Below are 19,550 nucleotides of genomic sequence, written 5' to 3'. Positions count from 1 at the left end.
CGTGCTGTATTCGCGCAAGCCCTCGGAACGACGCTCAGGCAGTCGTTTCTCCCTGTCGACGACACCGGCGGGAACCAAAATTCCAGGCCGTACACGCATGTCAGCTGTTGATCAACCTTGTTTGTGACAAATTGTACTCAATATCAGCGTTGACAAACTCGCTTCCCTCCGGCAACTGGCCACCAACCGCATGCCTGTTGACCGACCGCGCTGTGCGGTTTTTATAAAGATATATGGCCCTCGACGAACACGGCCGCAGCCCGCCCTCTCCGTCCGCGCAATCCCGTGTTTGCGAACCTCCCCCGGGAGCCTTGATGCCTATCTATCCGTCCTCTTTTGAATTTTCGATTGGCTGTCGCCCTCACGGAGGGCGCATCGAAGTATCCATGCGGCATACTTTCACTGTGGCGTGACGTCGAATGGGCCGAACAGTGCGGCGGGGGTAAAGAGACCGCACGTTCTGCCGACAACCATGAGCGCACGTCGGGTTTACCGACGGCGGTCGATCAAGCAAAAACCCTTTGGCGAATGAGAAATGACACCTGCGACGCTGCTCGAAGAATTGCTCCGTTACCGGCAGGCGGGGCCTTCCCGAACCGCAAACCTGGCTGCGCTTACCCACGACGATATTTGTCGCAGGGTCGAAGACCAAATTGAACTCATGCTAGGCTCGTTTAGCAAGTACCAACACATTTCACACATGGTGCAGGGGCCTCGTGACCAAGGCGTCGACGTGCTTCTCAAGAGCGTAGACCAGGAGGATTCCCCGGAGCGATATGTCGCACTACAGATCAAGTCATACAACGAGATCGCAGATAAGACGAACGATTTGTCGAAGGATCTGAAATCAGGGTATTTCAACGCTAACGATCGTTACGATTGTCGTCTGGACCGCTACTACGTTCTTCTCGCTGGTGATTCCAGGAAACATGCTAAACGACTTGCCGCGATAACGAACGAGCTGGCGAAGACGGAAAACATCCGCGTTATTAATCCCCGCTACCTGTTGACCTTTATCGAAATGCCTCAGTCCACGATAGAGGCTGTAGTCGATCGGCATCTTAGCGAAGACGACTACGTTCGAAAAGAGGCGAGATACGAGGCGGCCGGCTATACAGCGGCAGAGTTGTACTTCATCCTTGCCTGCGTGTGCTGGGTGCTGGAAAACTCAAGTGATATGTTGCCTGAGGACTTTTACCGGCAGGATGCGCGGATGATGGAACTGGCCGAAATCTATGGCTCAGAAGCCATGGACGAATGTATCCAGAGGTTTAGCGACTCTGACCTTGAAGTGCACGCGGAACCAAGCAGCACTCGACTTCGGATTGAGCACTTTCCTGCAATTCGTGCCCTTTACTACGATCTGCAGGTGAGGTACGACGAATCGCCTGTCGATCTATTCAACCACCTGTTCCAGTTCCTTAATGAGGACTTTGAGGACGAGGAAGATGATGACGAATAGTGTACCGACTGTCGGTTGATAGCCTCGACCGCTCCAATGTGTTTCCGATGGCGAAATCGCTTACCGCAGCCGAGCTTACTATTCCGCAGCTTCCTCGTAATCTTCAATGACTTCGTCGGACATCCGAGCGAGATGTCGCAGTTCGCCGATCTCTTTCGCGTTGTCGTACGAGAGGTACGTGCACATTTCGCTGAGCGCCCGCCCTTCGAGCAGCGAGAATACCGGGCGCCGGATCTCCTGCAGCACCTTCTCCCGTTTTTCAGCGGGTGCCACGATGTGGAGTCGGATGTGGATATTGGGCTGCAGCGCGACAAGGTCGGCCATACGCAACAGGCCGGAATAGACGGAGGTCGTATGTTCGACTTCGAATGCACGCACGATTGATCGTTTTCGCAGCCATAGGACGTCGATCTGTTCGATTGTTTTCATCGTGGTGGAGTCGTAGCTCAGCGGCAATTCGTCGAGCAACACACCGGGTGCTGCCTGCCAGACCTTGAGCACGCGACTGCGGTCGGCCTTGGGCAACCAGACGCTGAAGCCCATTGCCGCACCAATGCGGGCGATCAGCCCTTGTATCTGCATGGACTCACGTACCACATCACCATCGACCGAGTCCTCCTCCTCATCAGGGACTGTCGGTACCGTCACGCTGATGCTTTTATTATCGATGCGCTTGACTGTCTCTTCGCCTTTCCAGAGTTCTTTCACGAGAGGGTGATAGAAGAAGCATGCAATTGTTCGTGCAGTTCCCTCCAGACCTAGGCGGCGCATGCCGTCGAGAATCACGCGATTCGACGCGACGATACGCTCGCCAATCGGGGCTGCGTCCCAATCGATGTCATTTGAAAGGCCGAAATACTGGATGACAGCACGTCGGTCCTTAAGCGAAATAATCGAGAGGTTCCGTACGGGGTCGAAGGCTGCGAGATAGGCACCAACGGTGTTGCCGCTAGGGCCGGTCAGATTGTTTTTCTGGCCAGCATTCCTTCGGTAAAGATCGTCGATCAATCCCGCCCTGCGCGCATCGTCACCCTCGCTCAACACGCTGTAGACGAGGTCTCCCAGTGGCCGGTTGCTATGAAATTCATTCAGCATGCGCCGCCAGGCGCCCTGCGGCACCATGACCTTGGCGACAGCTTCGTCGTCGCGTGTGTTGCCCTTTCCGTTCCTGTCGAGAATCCGGATGATTTCATCGCACTCTGCATCCGAAAGCGGGTCCGTGCCGTCGGAGAGAATACGCGCCGTCCAGAAATGTCGAATCCGTTGACTCAACTGTTGCCAGGTCTGGTCTTTCTGCTGAGCATCGTAGGTTGACAGGAATGTGGCGATTAATGGTGCGATGGTGTTCGGGTCGGTCACGCGGTGGCTCCGGGCGCATCAATGATGGGAGTCATCTTTTCGACGAGAGCCCTCGTCGAAAAAAGGGTTGATTGTCGCGCAAGCGCGGTTGCACGGCGACAATTGTTTTGGCCGAGAGGCAGAATGGCACAAGCTTGGATCTCTATAGGGTCGAGCTTGGGAGCGTCGATCACCTGTCACTGACGTTTGCAAATTATAAGACTCCCTGTGCGTATCCACTTTGCATAATCAAATGCATTTAAGAGGCACATCGCCTGCGGGCGGAAATGCGGCGATTGATCTCAATTGCTGCACGGTGGCCCCAAGTGCTGGCCTCGTGTCGCGAACGCCGCCTGCCTGGGTTTGGGGGCAAGACCATCTCGCTGTTATTATTCCCCCGACCCTTTCGGAGATTTGACGATGGCATATGAAGCACAGATCAGCCGCAGCAGCCCGACCGCCTTTTTGTTTGTCGTTGACCAATCCGCCTCGATGTCGGACAAGATGTCGTCTGGCAAAAGTAAGGCGGAGTTCGTTGCTGACGCACTGAATCGGACGTTGATGAACCTGGTTACGCGTTGTACCAAATCCGAAGGGGTTCGCGACTATTTCGAAGTCGGCGTGCTGGGATATGGGGGAAGCGGCGTTTCGAACGGTCTCTCCGGTGCATTGGGCGCGCAGGTGCTTCACCCGATCTCTGCATTCGAGCAAAATCCATCACGAATTGAAGACCGGAAGCGGAAGTTGGATGACGGGGCTGGCGGCATCGTCGAGACGACAGTCAAATTCCCGATCTGGTTCGATCCCGTCGCGTCGGGCGGAACGCCGATGCGCGCAGCCCTCACACGAGCCGCTGAAGAGATTGTCGCCTGGTGCGACGCTCACCCCGACAGCTATCCGCCGACCATTTTGCACGTCACCGACGGCGATTCGACCGACGGAGATCCCGAGGAACTCGCGGGTCACCTTCGGCAAATCCGCACAAACGACGGCGAGGTGCTCCTGTTCAATCTCCATGCAAGCACGCTCGGCCACGAGCCGATTCGATTCCCATCCGCCGAGTCAGGTCTGCCCGACGCCTTCGCGAAGCTACTGTTTCGCATGTCGAGCCCGCTGCCTGACCATCTTATCCGGTTCGCGCAAGGCGAGGGCGTTTCCGTCGGGATGGAGGCGCGTGGCTTTACGTTCAACGCGGAGGCGGCGGAAATCGTGCAGTTCTTCGACATCGGTACGAGGGCTGCTCAACTCAGATGATCTTCAAGTGAAGCGCGCGTTTGCCGGCAGCGTTCCGAAGGAATTTTCGAGTCCGCAGGCCAATGAGGATGCGCTTGCGCTGTCCGATGACGGACAGCGCTTCGCGCTTTCCGACGGCGCCAGCGATTCGTTTAACTCAAAGTTGTGGGCCAATCTTCTGGCCAACAAATTTCTGGACGACCCTGGCCTGAACGCCGAGTGGGTCGGCGCGGCGCTGGCGGACTACGCGGCCGCGCATGATCTCGCGTCGATGTCCTGGTCGAAACAAGCCGCGTTTGAGCGAGGGAGCTTTGCGACTCTCCTGGGTGGCGAATATTTTCCCGAGCATCGTGCCGTGGAACTGCTTGGCGTTGGCGACAGTGTTGCGCTGCTGTTCGAGGCCGACGAACTGGTCTGCGCCTGGCCTCTCGATGATCCAGAGCGATTTCAGGACCGACCATCGCTGCTGTCGACTGTCGCGCGGCACAACGATTTTGTTGCGCACGGCGATTTTCGGACGAAACATGTAAAGATTATCCAACTCGCCGAGTTACGTACGCCGCGACTGCTGTGCGTGACGGACGCGTTGGGCGAATGGGCGCTACGATCTCTGCGCGACAAAGATTCCGGCATCTTCGATTTGCTATCACTGCAAAGCGAGGAGCAACTGGCAGAGTTGGTATTGAGAGAGCGCGCGGCGAAGCGCATGCGGATCGACGATTCGACGCTGCTCGCTCTTTCGTTTGAATGTGAAGAGCGCGATGGCTTACCCGTCTCTTGAACAATACAACAACGCTTTCAACGACCATTCGATCTGGCTAACCGATCCGGAGCTCAAGGCTGGGTCTGTCGCGACCACTGGCATGGGTTTGCCACTCGCCATCAGTGGCGGGTTTGCGCTGACCTACACCGTCACAGCCGGCTCAAGGAAATATGCTGTTCGGTGCTTCCATCGCGAGTCGAAAGCGTTGGAGCGGCGATACACCGCGATTTCCCAGCGATTGTCGGCGCTGCGTTCGCCATATTTTCTGGACTTCAAGTTCCAGTCCAAGGGCATTCGCATTGACGGAGGGCAGTATCCGATCGTCAAGATGGCCTGGGCGAAAGGCGAGACGCTCGGAGAGTTCCTGGAAGACAACCACGGCTCACCGCAGGCGCTCGCGGCGTTGGCGTCATCGTTGGTGGCACTTTCGGCGTTTCTGGAGAAAGAGCGGATCGCTCACGGCGATATTCAAACCGGCAATCTGATGGTGTCCGGCGGCGGCGCGGGCATCCAGCTCATCGACTACGATGGCATGTGGATCGACGAGATCAAGGATCTCGGCAGCGCTGAACTGGGCCACGTCAACTTCCAGCACCCGGGCCGCAAAGCGTCAAATCCTTTCGATGCGACGCTCGATCGTTTTTCGCTCATCTCCTTGTGGTTTGCCATCGAGGCACTCCGGACCGATCCCTCGATCTGGCGGAAGACAAATTCCGAAATAGACGCGATTGTCTTCCGCGCGAATGACTTCATCGATCCGGAATCTTCGCCCGTGTTTGCGTTGCTCGCGGCAAACGCCGCATTGTCGCAGCGGGCCAAGGCATTCGCGGTCATCTGCTCGTCACCGATACAGAAGGCGCCAACGCTGGGTGAGTTCATTGCGGGCAAGAATGTTCCGTTTCCGTCCGCAAGCGTTGTGTTGGCAGGCAAGCCCGCCGAGGGCAAACCAAGGCCCGGCTATATCGGCGCATACGACGTGCTGTCGGCCACCGACTACGGGGCTTGTTTGAGCCTCGTCGGGAACAAGGTCGAAGTTATTGGCAAGATTATCGAGGTGAAACCGGGTCGCGCGAAGAACGGGAAGCCCTACATTTTCATAAACTTCGGGCCGTGGCGCGGACGCATCTTCAAGATTGCAATCTGGAGCGACGGACTCGATGCTTTGCGTGCGACCCCGGACGATTCCTGGATCGGAAAGTGGGTCAGCGTTGTTGGCTTGATGGAGCCGCCCTACGAAAACAGGAAGCTGAAGTATTCGCACCTTTCAGTGAACGTCACGACGGTCGGACAAATGGTGGTCCTGTCCGAAGAAGATGCGCGTTGGCGCCTTGCTGGGCCGCAAAGCGGCGCAGTGAGCCCGCCGAAAGTCGCTCGCAACATTGAAATCCTGGAGCGGTTCCAGAGCGGAGCACGTCCAACCGTGTCCTCAAATGCGCGCCCGCAGGCCAGACAAACTTCCAGTCCGCCTGCGCGGCCTGTTCCGTCCGCGTCGCCGGGAATTAAACCTTCGCCTGTGCGAGTTTCGCCAAATCAGGCCGTCCTCGACCGGATTAAATCGAGTCAGGTGCCGCCGCCGACTCGTAGACCGACACCGCCGCCGACGCAATCTCGACCCATCGCCACTCATCAGCCAATTGGTGGAGGACCGCCTCCTGAACTTCGACAACCAGAGAAAGGCCTCATCTCGAGACTTCTGCGGTGGTTGTTCGGCTGATGGACGGTGACGCAGCCCGCGCATGAAACCTTGAACGCCATGTCTGAGTCCTCAACCCGGCGAGAGGCAAACTGTGCCGTTACCGGTCAAGCTTTTCGAGCGTCCGCAGCTCGCGCTGCAGGCCGGTAGAACGAGCGAAAAATCAAGCGGCAGATGGCGTTCCATAGTGCGTCGCGGGCTCTGGCAAGCAGTGACAGGTGTTGCTGGGCGAGCCGGTCACCTATGTCGCGGATGACCGCATCACCATCAAATCCGGTCCAGACGCTTGGCGCGGGCGTCAGACCATTGGTGCCGAGTACGGGCGCGACCTCCTCGAAGAGCATGCGTTTCAGTTCGGTCTGGGTCATGTTGGGACAGTCGCGCACGAGCGCTTCGGCCACGGCCTGGTAGTCGACCGCGCTATCGACGAACAGGTCCGACATCACGAGCCAGCAGTTGCGCCGCTCGAGCGGGCTCACCAAATCGGCCATTTCATGAATTCCTGCATGTCTGCGTGTTGGGGGCGTTGCAATCTCCCCGACGTGCGAGCCTGCCGACGACGATCGCCCGGCCCCCTCTGACGATGCGCTTCACCACGTCAGGTTGTACCGCCGGAAAAGCTTGTGAAAAAGCGATACCGCGCTGGCTTCTGCGTGGTCTCCGAGCAACTCGGCCGCGCCAAAGCGATAGACCTCGTATCCCGAGAACTTCAGCTCCCGATCTCCGGCGACCATCTGCGCGTACCGGTGCGGATCAGCCTGACGGGTGTCGGGGTCGCCGTAGTGATGCATGCCATCGACCTCAATCACGACGCGGATGCCGTGTGGAAGCAGCAGCAGAAAGTCCATGCGAAAGCGCAGTAGCGCATCCGCACCCCGCTCTCGCACCGTTTGCGGGTCCCAATGCAACCACACTTCGGGCAGCAGCGCGGGAAGGTGGGGGACTGCTTTGCCAAACGCCTTGAAAAACGAGACGAATAGCCGATGTTGCGGGGGCGAGTCGTCGGGCAGGATGCTTTTGAGTCGCCGGTAGAGCGAGCGTTTGGCGTCGTCATCGTTGTCGATGCCCTGTTGCTCGCTCCACCACGCTTGCAATGCCTGCCAGCTCAGGCCGTCATTGCCGATGGGCCGGTCATAGACAAGCACCTCGTCCGCATTCGTAACAATCTCGATGTCGTTATTGAGCGCATCGCGAAAGCGCAGATCGGGTTTGCAGGCCGATGCAAAGATGATGTTCTTGGGGCGCTCGTTTGACGGACCATAAAGCGAGACCAGCGAGTATTCGGGATACCCGGCCTTGATGCCCGTCTCTCTGAGTTGCGCGCCGCACTGGTTTAACGCCCGATTGGCGCATTCGACGAAGTCCTGCAGATCGGCGATGTCAGGCCGGACTTCTCCGGTCGCCATGCCCTCGATGAATCGCACGAATCGCGGATCGGGTGCGTCGTAGGCGCCTATCTGTTCGAACAGGTAGTCCACCGACCAGTCATCCGGATTGCGAAAGACGTGCCGATCAATCTCGGCCGCTAGGCTGTTGTCCTGTCGCTCTAACAGACTGGCCCACGGGTCGTACTCAATAATCCACAACTTTTGCAACAGATCGTTAAAGCGTCGTGCGTCCCCGTACAGTGGTACCTGTTGAAGCGATCGGGCAAGTTCGCGGCGAAAGCGTAGCGGAATGGCCGGGCAGCGATCATCCGCTGGCATGCAACTGGTCACGTTTCGATCCAATGGCATCCACAACGGGCATGCCGAGATCCATGCAGAGCGCCGGGAGGGTGTCATGGGTGATGCGATCCTTCAGGTCTCCCATGATCGGACGCAAGATGTCTCGCAGCGCGGCAGTATCCATATTGAGACGGACCATCGTCGGGGAGGAACATCAACTACATCTGGAAGGGCTGCGGGCTTTTCGCGACGTGCTTGTCCAGCCGCTCATTGATAAGGGCAAACAGCGCCTCGAAGCGCGCAATGCTCGTTGCCGGCAGAACGGAGTCCGGCTCGGACGCCATTTTCCTCAGAAACAGGCGCGTGGGCCGGGTCTTGTGGAACGGAATGCCAAGTTCGTCCAAACCCGCTTCAATGCGTCGTGCGATTCGCGGGACGTGCTCATTGAGCTTCAACGTCTTGCCCTTCAGCTCGGCGCTATAGGCTTCACGCACCAGCGCCTCGTATACCGAAGCGTCTAACAGATCCTCAATGTCGGCCTCATTCGGCGGCGTTGAAAACGCTTCCGACACGAAGACGACATTCTGGTTATGAATAAGTTTGCTCTTCAGCAGTTCATCCCGGGTGGCTCTCGCGTCACGCTCGGCGTCGAGCAGCACAAGGACGTTAAGCGATTCCGATGTCAACAGGGCCACCATGTACGAAACCTTTTGCGCACCGCCAGCGGGCGTCAAGGTGATGTCAGCCTTAAGTGCCCTTTTGCCCAATTCACTCAGATAGGCACTGACGGCACTGATGATCCAGAAGTCCGTAACGCCTTCGACAACCAGATTGTTGGGGCCGACAAACAAGCTTTGCGCGAGGTCATAACCTAATGCAGCCTGTAGTGGGAACAATGTTCGGGCGTCCCCAGTGGGGTCATTCGTAACGGTCGTCCCAAGATTCTCCGCGATGTTGACGGTACGCACCGAGTCAAGCGCGTGTGTTGGCACCATAAACGGGGAGTGCGTCGAGTAGAGGATTTGGTTCGAAAAGTCATGTTCGAAGTGGCGCAGCAGGTCGGACTGCGACTTCGCATGCAGATACAGACCGGGCTCGTCGAGCAGTAGCACCGCATTTTCGGCGTCCCCACCATCGGTGTCTGCGGAGAACGTAATGTAGAAGGCGAAAAACCACTGGAAGCCACGGCTTCTGTCACTCAGATTGACTTCCACATCGTACGTCGCCGTGGGGTCAGAAATGAGCGTCTCCAGGTGATTGCCATCGAGATTGAAACGGATTTTCAGTGCGCGATCCTTCCACAGTCGCTTGATCTCGCCCGTGACAACAGCGCTGGCGCGGTTTGCCAACTGATTGCGCGTTTCGTGATCATTCTGTCCGAGCAGCCGCTGAAGCTCGTCAGGCTTTAGTCCCGCCACCTTGCATAGCTTTTCGAAGTTCTTGTCAGCGTTGCTTCGTTGACTGATCGACTTGCGCTGCAAGTAGTCGGCAATGTTCTGGTGGCCGTCGAGTTCAGGATACTCGTCAACGTAAATGAACGTGGGCAGCGCCTGAATGACCCAATCCTGCGCCTTCTGCCGGGCAGCATCATCACCCGTAATGTCCTTCGCCAGTTCTTCCAGTTCGCAGAGCACCTCTTCCTGCTTATCGGTCAATTCAGCGTCGGCTCCGGCCAAAGCCGTACGAAGGGCTCTTGATGCCGTCGTCGCATCGGCCGCCCACACCTTGGGCTCTTTCGTGACCAAGACGGCCGCTTCGAATGAGTCCGCGTGGCCTTCCAATGTCGCTGGCGTTTCCTGCTTCTGGGCGACGGCACGAACGGCCGCCGCGACTTTCTTCACCTGGCTCCGGATGTAGGATTCATCGAATGTGATCGCCCCAAGCTCCGGAAAGCTGACGCTTCTCGACTGGTAGGTCCGCTCGACGTTGACTTTGGTTACCTCGGTGGCTCGTGGCAACACAGCCTGGAGCGCTGCTCTGTTGTCTTCGTCCAGCAACCATGTGGTCGAAAGAACCGGCGTGTCATTCGTGCATTCCTCTAAGCGTCGGTGTCGGGGAAAATCCTTGATTGGACTCAGTGCCTCGAAACCTTCATCCGGGTTCAGGCTGTATAGCGCGCGCAACAGATTGGACTTGCCGCTTTCGTTTCTGCCTAGAAGGGCAGTGATCCGGGAGACCGAAATTTCCCCACTGTCGTTGATGGAGCGATAGTTGCAGACCCGAAATGACTCCAGCTTCACGGAAAGCCCTCCGTTGTTAGTTTCAGTTTGTTTGATGAAGGCGATACGGCAAATATGTTCACCGTAGTCTACACCGCGACTGCGAAAGGTAATCGTCGCTGGCTGCCGTTATATCGCACGCCGTGTGATCCGCGCATTGCTCTGGCCGACCGGTTCGAATACATCGTTGGCCTTGTCGCCGATCGCATTTGCGGTATGTCGCGGACCGCCAAAAAAGCAAGCCTGTTCTTTGATGGGCTTTTCGCTACTTTTTGCAACCCGTCCCGAAGGCATACGTCTTCGGGCTTTATGTTGTTGGCACGTCGATTCAACAAAATCTCAAACCTATATCACCTCCATGAGCAGAACCGGGACTGTCGCTGGTTCTGTCCGTCGTCACGCCATTTCGCCGCGTACTCAACATGGAGCCAGTCATGATGCCACCCATCAATTCCCCCATCGATACCCTCATCGCGTTTGCCATCGTCTTTGCCACCGCCGTGCTGTCCACCACGGCGATCCTGAAGTACGTCGAGCGGCTCAAGGCCGCTGGTCGTGCGCCGACAGCACGTGCCGCCTGAACGCCTCCAGAGTACGGAGGCGCTTCCAATGATCCAATGTCCCATCTGTGATTCCACGCGCGTCGAGACCCGTCACTACGCGAAGAAGGTCGGCGGTGCCATCGGCACGGTGGCCGGTGCAGCCAGTGGCGCGGGCACTGTGCTCTCGGGTACCGAAGCCGGTGCCGCCGTCGGTGCGACAGTTGGTGCATTCGCTGGGCCCGCCGGTGTGGTGGTGGGCAGCATTGCAGGCGCGGTGATTGCCGGTCTGCTCGGTGCCGCCGCCGGTTGTGCCACGGGCGTCGCCGTCGGTGATGCGATTGATTCGAACGTGCTCGACAACTGTCGATGCCGTTCGTGTGGGCACACGTTCAGTGTCGGCTATCGGTAGCTACGCGCGCCGCTTCATTTGTGCTGCTCTCATCGGCGTGAAGGTTTCTTCACGCCGTTTTCTCTCGTTTCCCGTTTTTCCCTTTCCATCTTTCATGCAGCCCGGTCGCGACCGGGCTGTTCGCGCTCATCCATTTACAGGAGTTCACCATGCATCTCGTCCAGACAATGGCCTACGTCAACGAAACCCCGTGGCACGGCCTGGGTAACCAGCTTGCGCAGAACCAGACGCTCGAAGTATGGGCGAAGCAGGCCGGTATGAACTGGCGCATCGAGGAAACCGAAGTGCGCTTTGTGTCCGGTAGCGCCGGGTCGAACCTCGGTTCCATCCACGCGTTTCCCGAGCAGAAGGTGCTGTATCGGTCGGATACGAAAGCGCCACTCTCGGTGGTTTCCAGCCGCTACCAGGTCGTGCAGCCATCCGAGATCCTAGAGTTTTACCGCGACCTCACGGAAGTCGGCGGCTTTGAACTGGAGACGGCTGGTGTGCTCAAGGAAGGACGCAAGTTCTGGGCGCTTGCAAAGACCGGCCAGAGCGCCACGCACAAGGGCCGTGACCGCGTGAACGGCTATCTGCTGCTCGCCACAGCCTGCGACGGCACCCTCGCCACGACCGCACAGTTCACGTCGGTGCGCGTCGTGTGCAACAACACGCTTGCTATTGCGCTTGGCGACAGCACTGGCAGCGTGAAAGTCCCGCACCGCAGCCAGTTCGACGCGCAGGCCGTCAAGCGGCAACTGGGCATCGCAATCTCGTCGTGGGATGGCTTCATGGCGCGCATGAAGGCGTTGTCCGAACGCAAGGTGAGCACGGAATCGGCGGAAGCGTATTTCAAACGCGTGCTCACCTATCACCCGGGCAGTACCGCCGACCGTCCCGTGGCGGCGACCAACGACAGTGCGGTGAAAGCCGTGCAGGCGCTTTACAACGGCCAGGGCAAGGGCGCGGAATATGCCTCGGCAGCTGGCACCGCTTGGGGGTTGCTCAACAGCGTCACGGAGTATGTGGACCACCAGCGCCGTGCGCGGAGCGACGACCACCGGCGCGACGCTGCCTGGTTCGGCGCGGGTGCGACGCTCAAGCAGAAGGCCTGGGATGAAGCCCTCAAGCTCATGGTCTGACGCCGCCCGGTCGTCTGCTGTCGCTCACGATCTTTCACCAGCGTTCGTTTCATCAACGTCCGTCTCATTGATGTCCCTTCCCAACGGCCCGGTTGAGCTTGTGCTCACCGGGCTTTTTTGCCTTTTTGTGCCCTCTGGAGCCTGCCATGTCACCCCTGATCCTGGATCACCAGCCCACCAACGCTGCACCCGCCTTACGTCTCGTTGAAACGCGGGGCCTGAGCCGCACCGACTGGCTACAGGTGCGTCGCACCGGGATTGGCGGTTCGGACGCCGCCGCCGCAGTCGGCCTGAATCCCTACAAAAGCCAGCTCGAACTGTGGCTCGAAAAGACCGGCCGCGATGCCGGTCTGCCGAAACCTGATCCGAACGACACGACGGAACCCGTGTACTGGGGCACGCTGCTGGAGCCGATTGTTGCCGCCGCCTACACCCAGCAGACCGGTAACCGCGTGCGCAAGGTCCACGCGGTGCTTCAGCATCCGACGATTCCGTTCATGCTGGCGAACCTCGATCGCGAAGTGATCGGCGTGCCCGGCGTGCAGATTCTGGAATGCAAGACGGCCGGCGAGTTTGGCGCCCGTCACTGGCGCGAGGGCGTGCCGGAATACGTGCAGCTTCAGGTGCAGCACCAGCTCGCTGTCACCGGCAAGGCGGCAGCCGATGTCGCCGTGCTGCTGTGCGGTCAGCAGCTGGACGTGCACCGCATCGAGCGCGACGATGCGCTGATCGCACGGCTGATTCCGCTCGAAGCGCAGTTCTGGCGCTACGTCGAAACCGATACGCCGCCACCCGCCGATGGCTCGGAATCCGCCGATCGCGCGCTGCGCTGTCTGTATCCGGGTACGGGCGGCACACTGGACTTCACGGACGACCGGCGACTGTCGTCAGTGTTCGCTGATCTCGTGGCGGTACGCGCCGACATCGAGCAGCGCGAGACACAGGAAGCATTGCTCAAGCAGACGATCCAGCAGGCGATGGGCGAAGCCGACCGGGCCATCTTCGAAACGGGCTCGGTGTCGTTCAAACGCAGTCGCGACAGTGCCAGTGTCGATCTCAAACGGCTGCTGGCCGACAACCCCGCCATCGCCCAGCAGTACCCCCTCACGAAACCCGGCTCGCGCCGCTTTCTTGTCTCGGTCTGACGGCGGCACGAGTGCCACGTCAGCTGCCTGTAGTTCAATCTACCAGGAGAACCATCATGTTGAAAGGACTCGCGATTACCCCGCCCGTGATCGGGCGCATCTCGATTGGACGCGTGGTCGAGAAAAACGGTAAGCGCCTGCCGGAAAAGGACGATCAGTTCACGTTGACGACCCAGGTGCAGAACCGTGATGGATGGATGTTGCATCCGCTCAACGATACGCTGCGCAAGGCGACGACCGGCAAGCTGCGCGCGATTCCCGTGCGCATGCTGTTCAACGACCCCGACCTGAACCTGCGTGCCGATTACAGCCTCTTTGACCGCGAGACCGGGCGACCCGTGTGCGTCGGCAATGGAGAGACCTGCATGCGGGTCACCGATGAGGGCATCCAGCAGCAGCCGTGCGCGTCGCCCGATGGTTGCACCTTCGGTCAGCGCGGCGGCTGCAAGCCCTATGCGCGACTGAACGTCACCATCGGCGACGATGATGAACTCGGCTCTTTCGTCCTGCGCACGACGTCCTACAACTCCATCCGGACGCTCGCGGCCCGCCTGCATTACTTCAATGCGGTCTCGGGCGGCCTGCTCGCGTGCCTGCCGCTCGAACTGAAGCTGCGCGGCAAATCCACCACGCAGAGCTTTCGTTCGGCCATCTACTACGTGGATCTCGGCGTGAGGACGGGCAGCACGCTGGAGGACGCCATCACGCAGGCGCGCGAACTCGATCAGCGCCGACGTGCGAGCGGCTTCGATCAGGCGGCGCTCGATGCCGCTGCGCGTCTGGGGTTTGCCAATGGCGCGTTCGAGGACCGTCAGGAAGAGCACGCTGCGGTAGCCGAAGAGTTCTATCCCGACAGCCATCCGGCAGACGGCGCATCAACGAACGGACCCGCGCAGCCCGAGCAGCCGGGCCCAACTGAAGTCTCGCGCCCGACGCTACACCAGCGGCTGGAGCGCAAGGCGGCCCTGCTGGGCGGCGAAGCAGCATGACGGCCGCTTCCCGCTGGACTGTCGCGCTGGCGGTTGTGGCGACGGCCACCGCGTTGTGCCTGTCGGTGCTGGCGGGCTGGCAACGCGGCGGCACGCTGCCCGAGCGGGTCGTCTGGATCGCGCTCGGCATCGTGCTGGTCGTCAGCGCCCATCTGTTGCCCGCGCTCGTTCGGGGCGCGTCGCCTGTGGTGCGCGGTGTGGCAGCGGTGCTGTGGGCCGCGTGCATGACGAGCGCCTGCTACGGGCACGCCACGTTCTTCCTGCTCGCGCAGCAGCATGCGGGCGAGGCACGCGCGAACGCCGTCACCGTTGCGATCCCGGTTGCATCCGGTCGTAGTCTGGTAGACCTCATGACTGAGCGGGCGACGGCGACGCGTCAGCTCGCGTGGGCGCGGTTGCAACGCTGTTCGCGTGACTGTTCGCAACTGGAATCGCGTCGGGTCATGCTGGCGGCGAAGCTCGACGCCCTTGAAGCTGAGGCTGACGATGTCAGGCGTCATCAGGCCGCCGAGGACCGGGTCACGACGCAGCGTGACGCGTTACGGGCCGATCCCGTGACCGCACGACTGGCGACGTTACTCGGTACGACGGTCACGCGACTCGATCTGCTGGCAGGACTGATGTTCGCCGCCGTCCTCGAAGGTGTGGCGTGCCTGCTGTGGACAGTTGCCCTTCAGTCACGAACCGCAGTCACGGATGCGCCAGTCACGTCCACAGTTCTGACGCCCGTCACGACTGTACCCGGCGCGTTACCCGACACGGCACCGCTCACCTCATCAGTCACGAAGCCGCTCACGCAGCCCGATATGGAAACCGATACGGAACCCGAGCCCGTGCGTCACGACATGGAGCCCGCTGCTCGCATCCCGGTTCGCGCCCGGGCGTCATCGCTCAGGCCCGTTGAAACGCCCGACGCGGAACTCGCGCGGCTCGTCACGGAGGTGACCGAAGGTCGCGTGCGCGCGACGGTCTACGACATCCGCCGGTACCTAGGCTGCTCGCAGGCCCGCGCAGCGGCTCTGCGACGACAACTCGCCGAACGCAATGTGACGGCATAAGCGCCGGGCTTCGTGCCCGACTTTCTCTTTTGCAATCCACCAAACGGAGCGGGTATGGACACGACCACCGATCTCGTCAAAGCATCAGCATCACCAATCTCGCCAACCAGCGGGTTGCTGTCGTCGACCGCGTGCTTCGTGCGCTCGGCCCTGCTCAATGAAGCCGAGCAGCTCGCCAGGGCGGCGCATCTGGGTTTTCCGCGGCTTGTGCTCGACGACGCTTATGCCTGTCGCGGCAGGCCGACCGTTACTAGGAAGCACGCAAAACGCGACAAGGCCGAAGGCGCCATTACGGGCGTGATCGACGTCAGGGGCTGGAGCTATCTGCTCTCGGGGTCGGGCCTGCGTACCTTCATGGATGCGAAGGCGCGCGAGCAATGGGACCGGCAACTGGCAGAGGGCGACGTACCTGAACTGACCGCCGCCAACATCGAGGCCACGTTCACCCAGCTCTGCGGTGCGCGTGGCGACATGTTCGAACGCGGTGTGATCTAGTGCTTCCGACGGCTCTCGTGGGATTACAGATCCAATCAGCCGTTTAAATTCGGCAAGAAGATCATCGTGAAGTACCTGCTCTCGCAGGGCAGCACGAATCATCGCGTGACCAACGAACTGGACGACCTGGTCCGCGCGTTTTGCGTGCTCGATGGACAGCCCGAACCCGACCACCGCCACGGCGCGTACTGCTTAGTCTCGGACGCCCAGCAGACCGGACGCACTGAGGCGGAAAACGCTTGGTTCCACCTGCGCTGGTCCAAGAACGCAATGGACACCTGACGTTCAAGCGTTCCGGTCTGGTCGGGAAGATGAACAGGATTCTCGCGAAACAGTATCCGAACGCGCTCGCTTCCGAAGCGCGGTAGTCCTTCCTCGTCACTGGGCGCGTCCTGCGCTCAGCTTCCTTCTTCCCAAGGTGAATGCGCGTCCGGCTTTGCTGGAGGACGACGCACGCCTGCTTTCTGGAGCAAACAACATGATTCCACCGTACTTCCGTTTTTTTCCGGCCGCGCTTTCGGCCCGGTCGCGTGTTTGTCACGCTCGCCGCACTCGACGTTCTGCGCAATGCGGGCGTTTCGCCGCTCGAACTGCTGCTGCGTCACGTGAGCGGCGATTGGGGAAACCTGTCCGACAGTGACCGCCAGCAGAACGATCTGTCGATTGAGGCGGGGTTGCACGTCCTCTCAAGCTACGTGCTGCCGAACCAGCAGACCGTGTGGCTCATTACGGAATGGGACCGCTCCGCGACAACCGTTCTCTTACCGGACGATTACTGACATGCTGATCCAGAAATTTCTGCACGAACCCCGCCAGTGCCGCTGACAGGGGCGGGGCTGGTGCGCGACAGCGCACCAGCCATCGTTCCTTGTCATTCATTTTTTTTTGGCTCTTCGCAGATTTACGGGGAATGATGCGCAAACCGGCCGCGATCGGCGGTCAAGACCCGCCATTCACGTGAGTTCATCCAAACCGCAATGTGTACATCTGAATTGTTTGAACGAATAGTCTGCTGATCGCGGTTGCGATGAGAGTCAATCGAAACCTGGGAACAGCGGGTGCCATTTGAAATCGCCGGAAGATCGTTCCCACAGTAGTGTTAACGTTGTCTTCGGAACGTTGTAGGGGAAGACAAGTAAACGTTGCATGTCTGAGAACCCCAGCGCGCTTTCCTTTCGTCGATCGTCAGCCCACCCTTTGTCCTTCGACCGACGCTCTAGAGCCTTGAAGCCGATCTCCTCGCAAAATGCCTTCATGTCGTCACGTTCCTCTTCGTTAAGCCAGCCGACCGGTCCAAGCGGTTCGAAGATCTTAGAGCTGACCGGTTCAATAGTGCCGGCGAGTACCGCTGAGCGTGCCTTTTCTAGCCCCGTCTTCGCGTACTCGTCCCCTTGGAAGCGTTTAATCCCTTCGTCCATGGCCACCCCATAGGTAAATCGAAGGTGGCGCGTCTTAAGGCGCCTCTTATCCTCCGTGGATAACTCTGGTGCGTGCACGGTGTGATGGCTCTTTCTCACTCGCGTTCCCATCAGGTCTCCAAGGGTATTGAGCCCCTGTGTTCCGCTTAGCAGGCAGTCATCCACGACATAAATAGCGCCGTCGCTCGGTGTGGCCGCAAGCGCAGCTGGCAGATTCGGTTCAAACTTCAGTGCACTAGCTAGCTGAGAGTGCGCAACGAGATAGTTCATGATGGCTGCACTTCCCGTGTGCTCTCCGAAAGCAGAGATCACCAATTGACTTTCGCCGGTGCGAGTAAGCTCGGCAGTAAGCGTTCGCTCGATTGCCTGAGCGAGTTCCCACAGCGGGTAAAACTTGACGTGCGTCAGCAATCTAAGTGCGCCTCGAATTCGCCGCGTGGTGCCGAACTGAAGTAGGAAGCTAGCAAGAGACTCGACCGAAACCGGCACTCTGTATGTTGCAAACCGCCGGGCGAGTTCTACAGCTAGGTTTTGTTCTACGGGGCCCAAGGCCGCCAATCCTGAAATTTCAGCGCGGCGGAGCGGGCTGAATACCTCGGCGTCTAGCTTATCGACTAGCCACCGGAAGACCCACTGGGAAGGAGTAAACGTGGCCTCGAGTTCGGCGTTTCCCGTCTCCTGAAAAACCGAACGCAGTTCCGCTAGAACGTTGTGGCTAAAACCGAGCTTGGTTTCGAAGGGCTTGTCCAGTTTATAGAAGCGCATCGTGAAGGCCAACATGAGCGCCGCGAACTGAACCCGCACATCAGTTCTCGTTGCTGCCCACTTGCTGGGGCTGGCCGAGCGGAACACTTTTAGGAAGTACCAACCGACATCGGCACGAATCCCAATTTTGGTGATCTCTGCAGTGACGATGTAGGTGAAGAAGATCCAGTTCTGAAACGCAAGCAGGTCTGGATTGAATGCAGTACGAAGCTCAGCAGAAACTACATCGAGAATGGCTTCAAGAGTTTCAACGAGGTCGCGTCCAACAGTCGGCGCGGAGTGTCTCCACTTCATTACCGGGGTTAGGAGGAGCGAACAGACTACATTTGCTGAGACAGCATCCGGCTTTGCGATCACATCTTTCTCGACATATTCTCGAAAGCGGTGATACAAGTCAGTTAAACGCTTTGCTTTAAAGTCATCGGTGCGAAGCCCAAGGACGTAATCGCTGTAAATGTCTAGCTTGTGGAAGCGGACGTTGGGGGGAGGAACATTTATAAGCAGTTTGTTCTTTCGGTCGCGGTCGGCGTTCCACACACTGAACTTTTGTCCACGAGGGACGTACGCTTTGGTCTGATCGGCTCGACGTGCGACTTCCGATACGTCGAGAAACTGCCACTGTAGGTCTATGTAGGGAGTACGGCCAATTGCCTCAAGCACGGTCGTGTGGGTGATCTCGGGGAAAAGTTTTGGGCTCATGGTTACAGCTTAAAGCAAGGAGACAGTTGTTGGCCAGCCAACTACGGCCGCGCTATCGCGTTTAGGCCATTGTGGCTTCCGCAACCGATGGCGCATTCATCGCTCCGGAAATCCGCGAAGAACCATTTTTTGTCGGTTCGAGCGCCACGGGCGATCGTGGAGCTTCCCCGGCTCCCCCGTTTCATGCCTTAGTAAAATCTCGCACCATACGACCACGCACTAGGCCGGGAGAATCACGGACTATCGCGTCGGCTTACGAAAACAGGCTGAAAGGTGCCTCGGACCAGTTCATCGTTAACGTTCCGTCGCAACTCGTGGAGAACGTGCCGGCCAACGTGCCTCGCGCGCTGCTGCCGGGTTACATCACCGATCTCATCCTGCAGCGCTCGCCGCAGATCGGAAGAGTCGGCGTCTTCGAATTCTCTGACTGAAGACTCTGCTTCGCCCGTCAAGCGGCGGAAGAGAATCATGCAAGGACGTACATGACTCACGGCGTCACGTGTAAATCCTGGGAGCAGCGGCCCCTAGGGACCC

Annotated in this window: 17 protein-coding genes and 1 pseudogene; 12 read left to right on the top strand and 6 right to left on the bottom strand. The window is 59.1% G+C overall.

What is annotated here, in order from left to right; genetic code table 11:
- Positions 1 to 535: 535 nt before the first annotated feature.
- Entirely contained in the window at positions 536 to 1,462 is a 927-nt protein-coding gene (locus AB4Y32_RS00985) for a hypothetical protein (protein ID WP_368719551.1), read from the top strand.
- A 78-nt stretch (positions 1,463 to 1,540) separates the two neighbouring features.
- Here the strand turns inward: AB4Y32_RS00985 and AB4Y32_RS00980 are convergent, their stop codons facing one another.
- A complete protein-coding gene (locus tag AB4Y32_RS00980) occupies positions 1,541 to 2,821 on the bottom strand; it encodes a hypothetical protein (RefSeq protein ID WP_368719550.1) in 1,281 nt (426 codons plus the stop codon).
- A 399-nt stretch (positions 2,822 to 3,220) separates the two neighbouring features.
- On the opposite strand from AB4Y32_RS00980, the gene AB4Y32_RS00975 reads away from it, so the two are divergent.
- The 3 genes from AB4Y32_RS00975 to AB4Y32_RS00965 are packed head-to-tail and all read left to right on the top strand — an operon-like array spanning position 3,221 to position 6,510.
- Positions 3,221 to 4,054, top strand: a complete 834-nt coding sequence (locus tag AB4Y32_RS00975) for a VWA domain-containing protein (RefSeq protein WP_368719549.1) — start codon at positions 3,221 to 3,223, stop codon at positions 4,052 to 4,054.
- A 7-nt stretch (positions 4,055 to 4,061) separates the two neighbouring features.
- The gene (locus tag AB4Y32_RS00970) at positions 4,062 to 4,814 is read left to right on the top strand and encodes a hypothetical protein (RefSeq protein WP_368719548.1); all 753 of its coding nucleotides are present in this window, start codon (positions 4,062 to 4,064) and stop codon (positions 4,812 to 4,814) included.
- Positions 4,795 to 6,510: a serine/threonine protein kinase gene (locus AB4Y32_RS00965; RefSeq protein ID WP_368719547.1), complete on the top strand. Its 1,716-nt coding sequence runs from the start codon at positions 4,795 to 4,797 to the stop codon at positions 6,508 to 6,510. The genes AB4Y32_RS00970 and AB4Y32_RS00965 overlap by 20 nt, the downstream gene beginning before the upstream one ends.
- A gap of 86 nt (positions 6,511 to 6,596) precedes the next feature.
- On the opposite strand, the gene AB4Y32_RS00960 is transcribed toward AB4Y32_RS00965, so the two are convergent.
- The 4 genes from AB4Y32_RS00960 to AB4Y32_RS00945 form a co-directional block, all read right to left on the bottom strand.
- Positions 6,597 to 6,980, bottom strand: coding sequence for a DUF7079 family protein (locus AB4Y32_RS00960; protein WP_368719546.1), 384 nt, complete (start codon positions 6,978 to 6,980; stop codon positions 6,597 to 6,599).
- Between the two features lie 99 nt (positions 6,981 to 7,079).
- Positions 7,080 to 8,195, bottom strand: a complete 1,116-nt coding sequence (locus AB4Y32_RS00955) for a hypothetical protein (RefSeq protein WP_368719545.1) — start codon at positions 8,193 to 8,195, stop codon at positions 7,080 to 7,082.
- The gene (locus AB4Y32_RS00950) at positions 8,182 to 8,340 is read right to left on the bottom strand and encodes a hypothetical protein (RefSeq protein ID WP_368719544.1); all 159 of its coding nucleotides are present in this window, start codon (positions 8,338 to 8,340) and stop codon (positions 8,182 to 8,184) included. The genes AB4Y32_RS00955 and AB4Y32_RS00950 overlap by 14 nt, the downstream gene beginning before the upstream one ends.
- A 34-nt stretch (positions 8,341 to 8,374) precedes the next feature.
- Positions 8,375 to 10,396, bottom strand: a complete 2,022-nt coding sequence (locus AB4Y32_RS00945) for an AAA family ATPase (RefSeq protein ID WP_368719543.1) — start codon at positions 10,394 to 10,396, stop codon at positions 8,375 to 8,377.
- Positions 10,397 to 10,809: 413 nt separating this feature from the next.
- On the opposite strand from AB4Y32_RS00945, the gene AB4Y32_RS00940 reads away from it, so the two are divergent.
- The 8 genes and pseudogenes from AB4Y32_RS00940 to AB4Y32_RS00905 all read left to right on the top strand — a co-directional run bounded on the left by AB4Y32_RS00940 (position 10,810) and on the right by AB4Y32_RS00905 (position 16,913).
- On the top strand, positions 10,810 to 10,956 hold the full coding sequence (locus tag AB4Y32_RS00940) for a hypothetical protein (RefSeq protein ID WP_183315808.1): 147 nt from the start codon (positions 10,810 to 10,812) through the stop codon (positions 10,954 to 10,956).
- A gap of 28 nt (positions 10,957 to 10,984) precedes the next feature.
- A complete protein-coding gene (locus AB4Y32_RS00935) occupies positions 10,985 to 11,326 on the top strand; it encodes a hypothetical protein (RefSeq protein ID WP_368719542.1) in 342 nt (113 codons plus the stop codon).
- Between the two features lie 149 nt (positions 11,327 to 11,475).
- Positions 11,476 to 12,447, top strand: coding sequence for a DUF932 domain-containing protein (locus tag AB4Y32_RS00930; RefSeq protein WP_368719541.1), 972 nt, complete (start codon positions 11,476 to 11,478; stop codon positions 12,445 to 12,447).
- Between the two features lie 146 nt (positions 12,448 to 12,593).
- Positions 12,594 to 13,592: a YqaJ viral recombinase family protein gene (locus tag AB4Y32_RS00925; protein ID WP_368719540.1), complete on the top strand. Its 999-nt coding sequence runs from the start codon at positions 12,594 to 12,596 to the stop codon at positions 13,590 to 13,592.
- Between the two features lie 56 nt (positions 13,593 to 13,648).
- Positions 13,649 to 14,581 carry a recombination directionality factor gene (locus tag AB4Y32_RS00920; protein ID WP_368719539.1) on the top strand — a complete coding sequence of 311 codons (933 nt, stop codon included), beginning with the start codon at positions 13,649 to 13,651 and terminating at the stop codon, positions 14,579 to 14,581.
- Complete coding sequence (locus AB4Y32_RS00915) at positions 14,578 to 15,639, top strand: hypothetical protein (RefSeq protein WP_368719538.1); 1,062 nt, start codon at positions 14,578 to 14,580, stop codon at positions 15,637 to 15,639. Before AB4Y32_RS00920 ends, AB4Y32_RS00915 begins: the two co-directional genes overlap by 4 nt.
- A gap of 54 nt (positions 15,640 to 15,693) precedes the next feature.
- A pseudogene (locus AB4Y32_RS00910) lies at positions 15,694 to 16,416 on the top strand (DUF4942 domain-containing protein).
- 248 nt (positions 16,417 to 16,664) lie between these two features.
- Complete coding sequence (locus AB4Y32_RS00905; RefSeq protein WP_368719537.1) at positions 16,665 to 16,913, top strand: hypothetical protein; 249 nt, start codon at positions 16,665 to 16,667, stop codon at positions 16,911 to 16,913.
- Positions 16,914 to 17,168: 255 nt separating this feature from the next.
- On the opposite strand, the gene AB4Y32_RS00900 is transcribed toward AB4Y32_RS00905, so the two are convergent.
- Positions 17,169 to 19,016: a phosphoribosyltransferase-like protein gene (locus AB4Y32_RS00900; RefSeq protein WP_368719536.1), complete on the bottom strand. Its 1,848-nt coding sequence runs from the start codon at positions 19,014 to 19,016 to the stop codon at positions 17,169 to 17,171.
- Positions 19,017 to 19,550: the final 534 nt, after the last annotated feature.

The sequence above is a fragment of the Paraburkholderia phymatum genome, assembly GCF_040965635.1.
GTDB lineage: Bacteria > Pseudomonadota > Gammaproteobacteria > Burkholderiales > Burkholderiaceae > Paraburkholderia > Paraburkholderia phymatum_B.
Note: the sequence above shows the minus strand (reverse complement) of the source record. Positions and strands in the feature narration are given on the sequence as shown.

Coding starts and splice junctions, on each gene's coding strand:
- AB4Y32_RS00985 (WP_368719551.1), top strand. CDS start 536: ATGACACCTGCGACGCTGCTCGAAGAATTGCTCCGTTACCGGCAGGCG.
- AB4Y32_RS00975 (WP_368719549.1), top strand. CDS start 3,221: ATGGCATATGAAGCACAGATCAGCCGCAGCAGCCCGACCGCCTTTTTG.
- AB4Y32_RS00965 (WP_368719547.1), top strand. CDS start 4,795: ATGGCTTACCCGTCTCTTGAACAATACAACAACGCTTTCAACGACCAT.
- AB4Y32_RS00960 (WP_368719546.1), bottom strand. CDS start 6,980: ATGGCCGATTTGGTGAGCCCGCTCGAGCGGCGCAACTGCTGGCTCGTG.
- AB4Y32_RS00955 (WP_368719545.1), bottom strand. CDS start 8,195: ATGCCAGCGGATGATCGCTGCCCGGCCATTCCGCTACGCTTTCGCCGC.
- AB4Y32_RS00950 (WP_368719544.1), bottom strand. CDS start 8,340: ATGGATACTGCCGCGCTGCGAGACATCTTGCGTCCGATCATGGGAGAC.
- AB4Y32_RS00940 (WP_183315808.1), top strand. CDS start 10,810: ATGATGCCACCCATCAATTCCCCCATCGATACCCTCATCGCGTTTGCC.
- AB4Y32_RS00935 (WP_368719542.1), top strand. CDS start 10,985: ATGATCCAATGTCCCATCTGTGATTCCACGCGCGTCGAGACCCGTCAC.
- AB4Y32_RS00930 (WP_368719541.1), top strand. CDS start 11,476: ATGCATCTCGTCCAGACAATGGCCTACGTCAACGAAACCCCGTGGCAC.
- AB4Y32_RS00925 (WP_368719540.1), top strand. CDS start 12,594: ATGTCACCCCTGATCCTGGATCACCAGCCCACCAACGCTGCACCCGCC.
- AB4Y32_RS00920 (WP_368719539.1), top strand. CDS start 13,649: ATGTTGAAAGGACTCGCGATTACCCCGCCCGTGATCGGGCGCATCTCG.
- AB4Y32_RS00915 (WP_368719538.1), top strand. CDS start 14,578: ATGACGGCCGCTTCCCGCTGGACTGTCGCGCTGGCGGTTGTGGCGACG.
- AB4Y32_RS00900 (WP_368719536.1), bottom strand. CDS start 19,016: ATGAGCCCAAAACTTTTCCCCGAGATCACCCACACGACCGTGCTTGAG.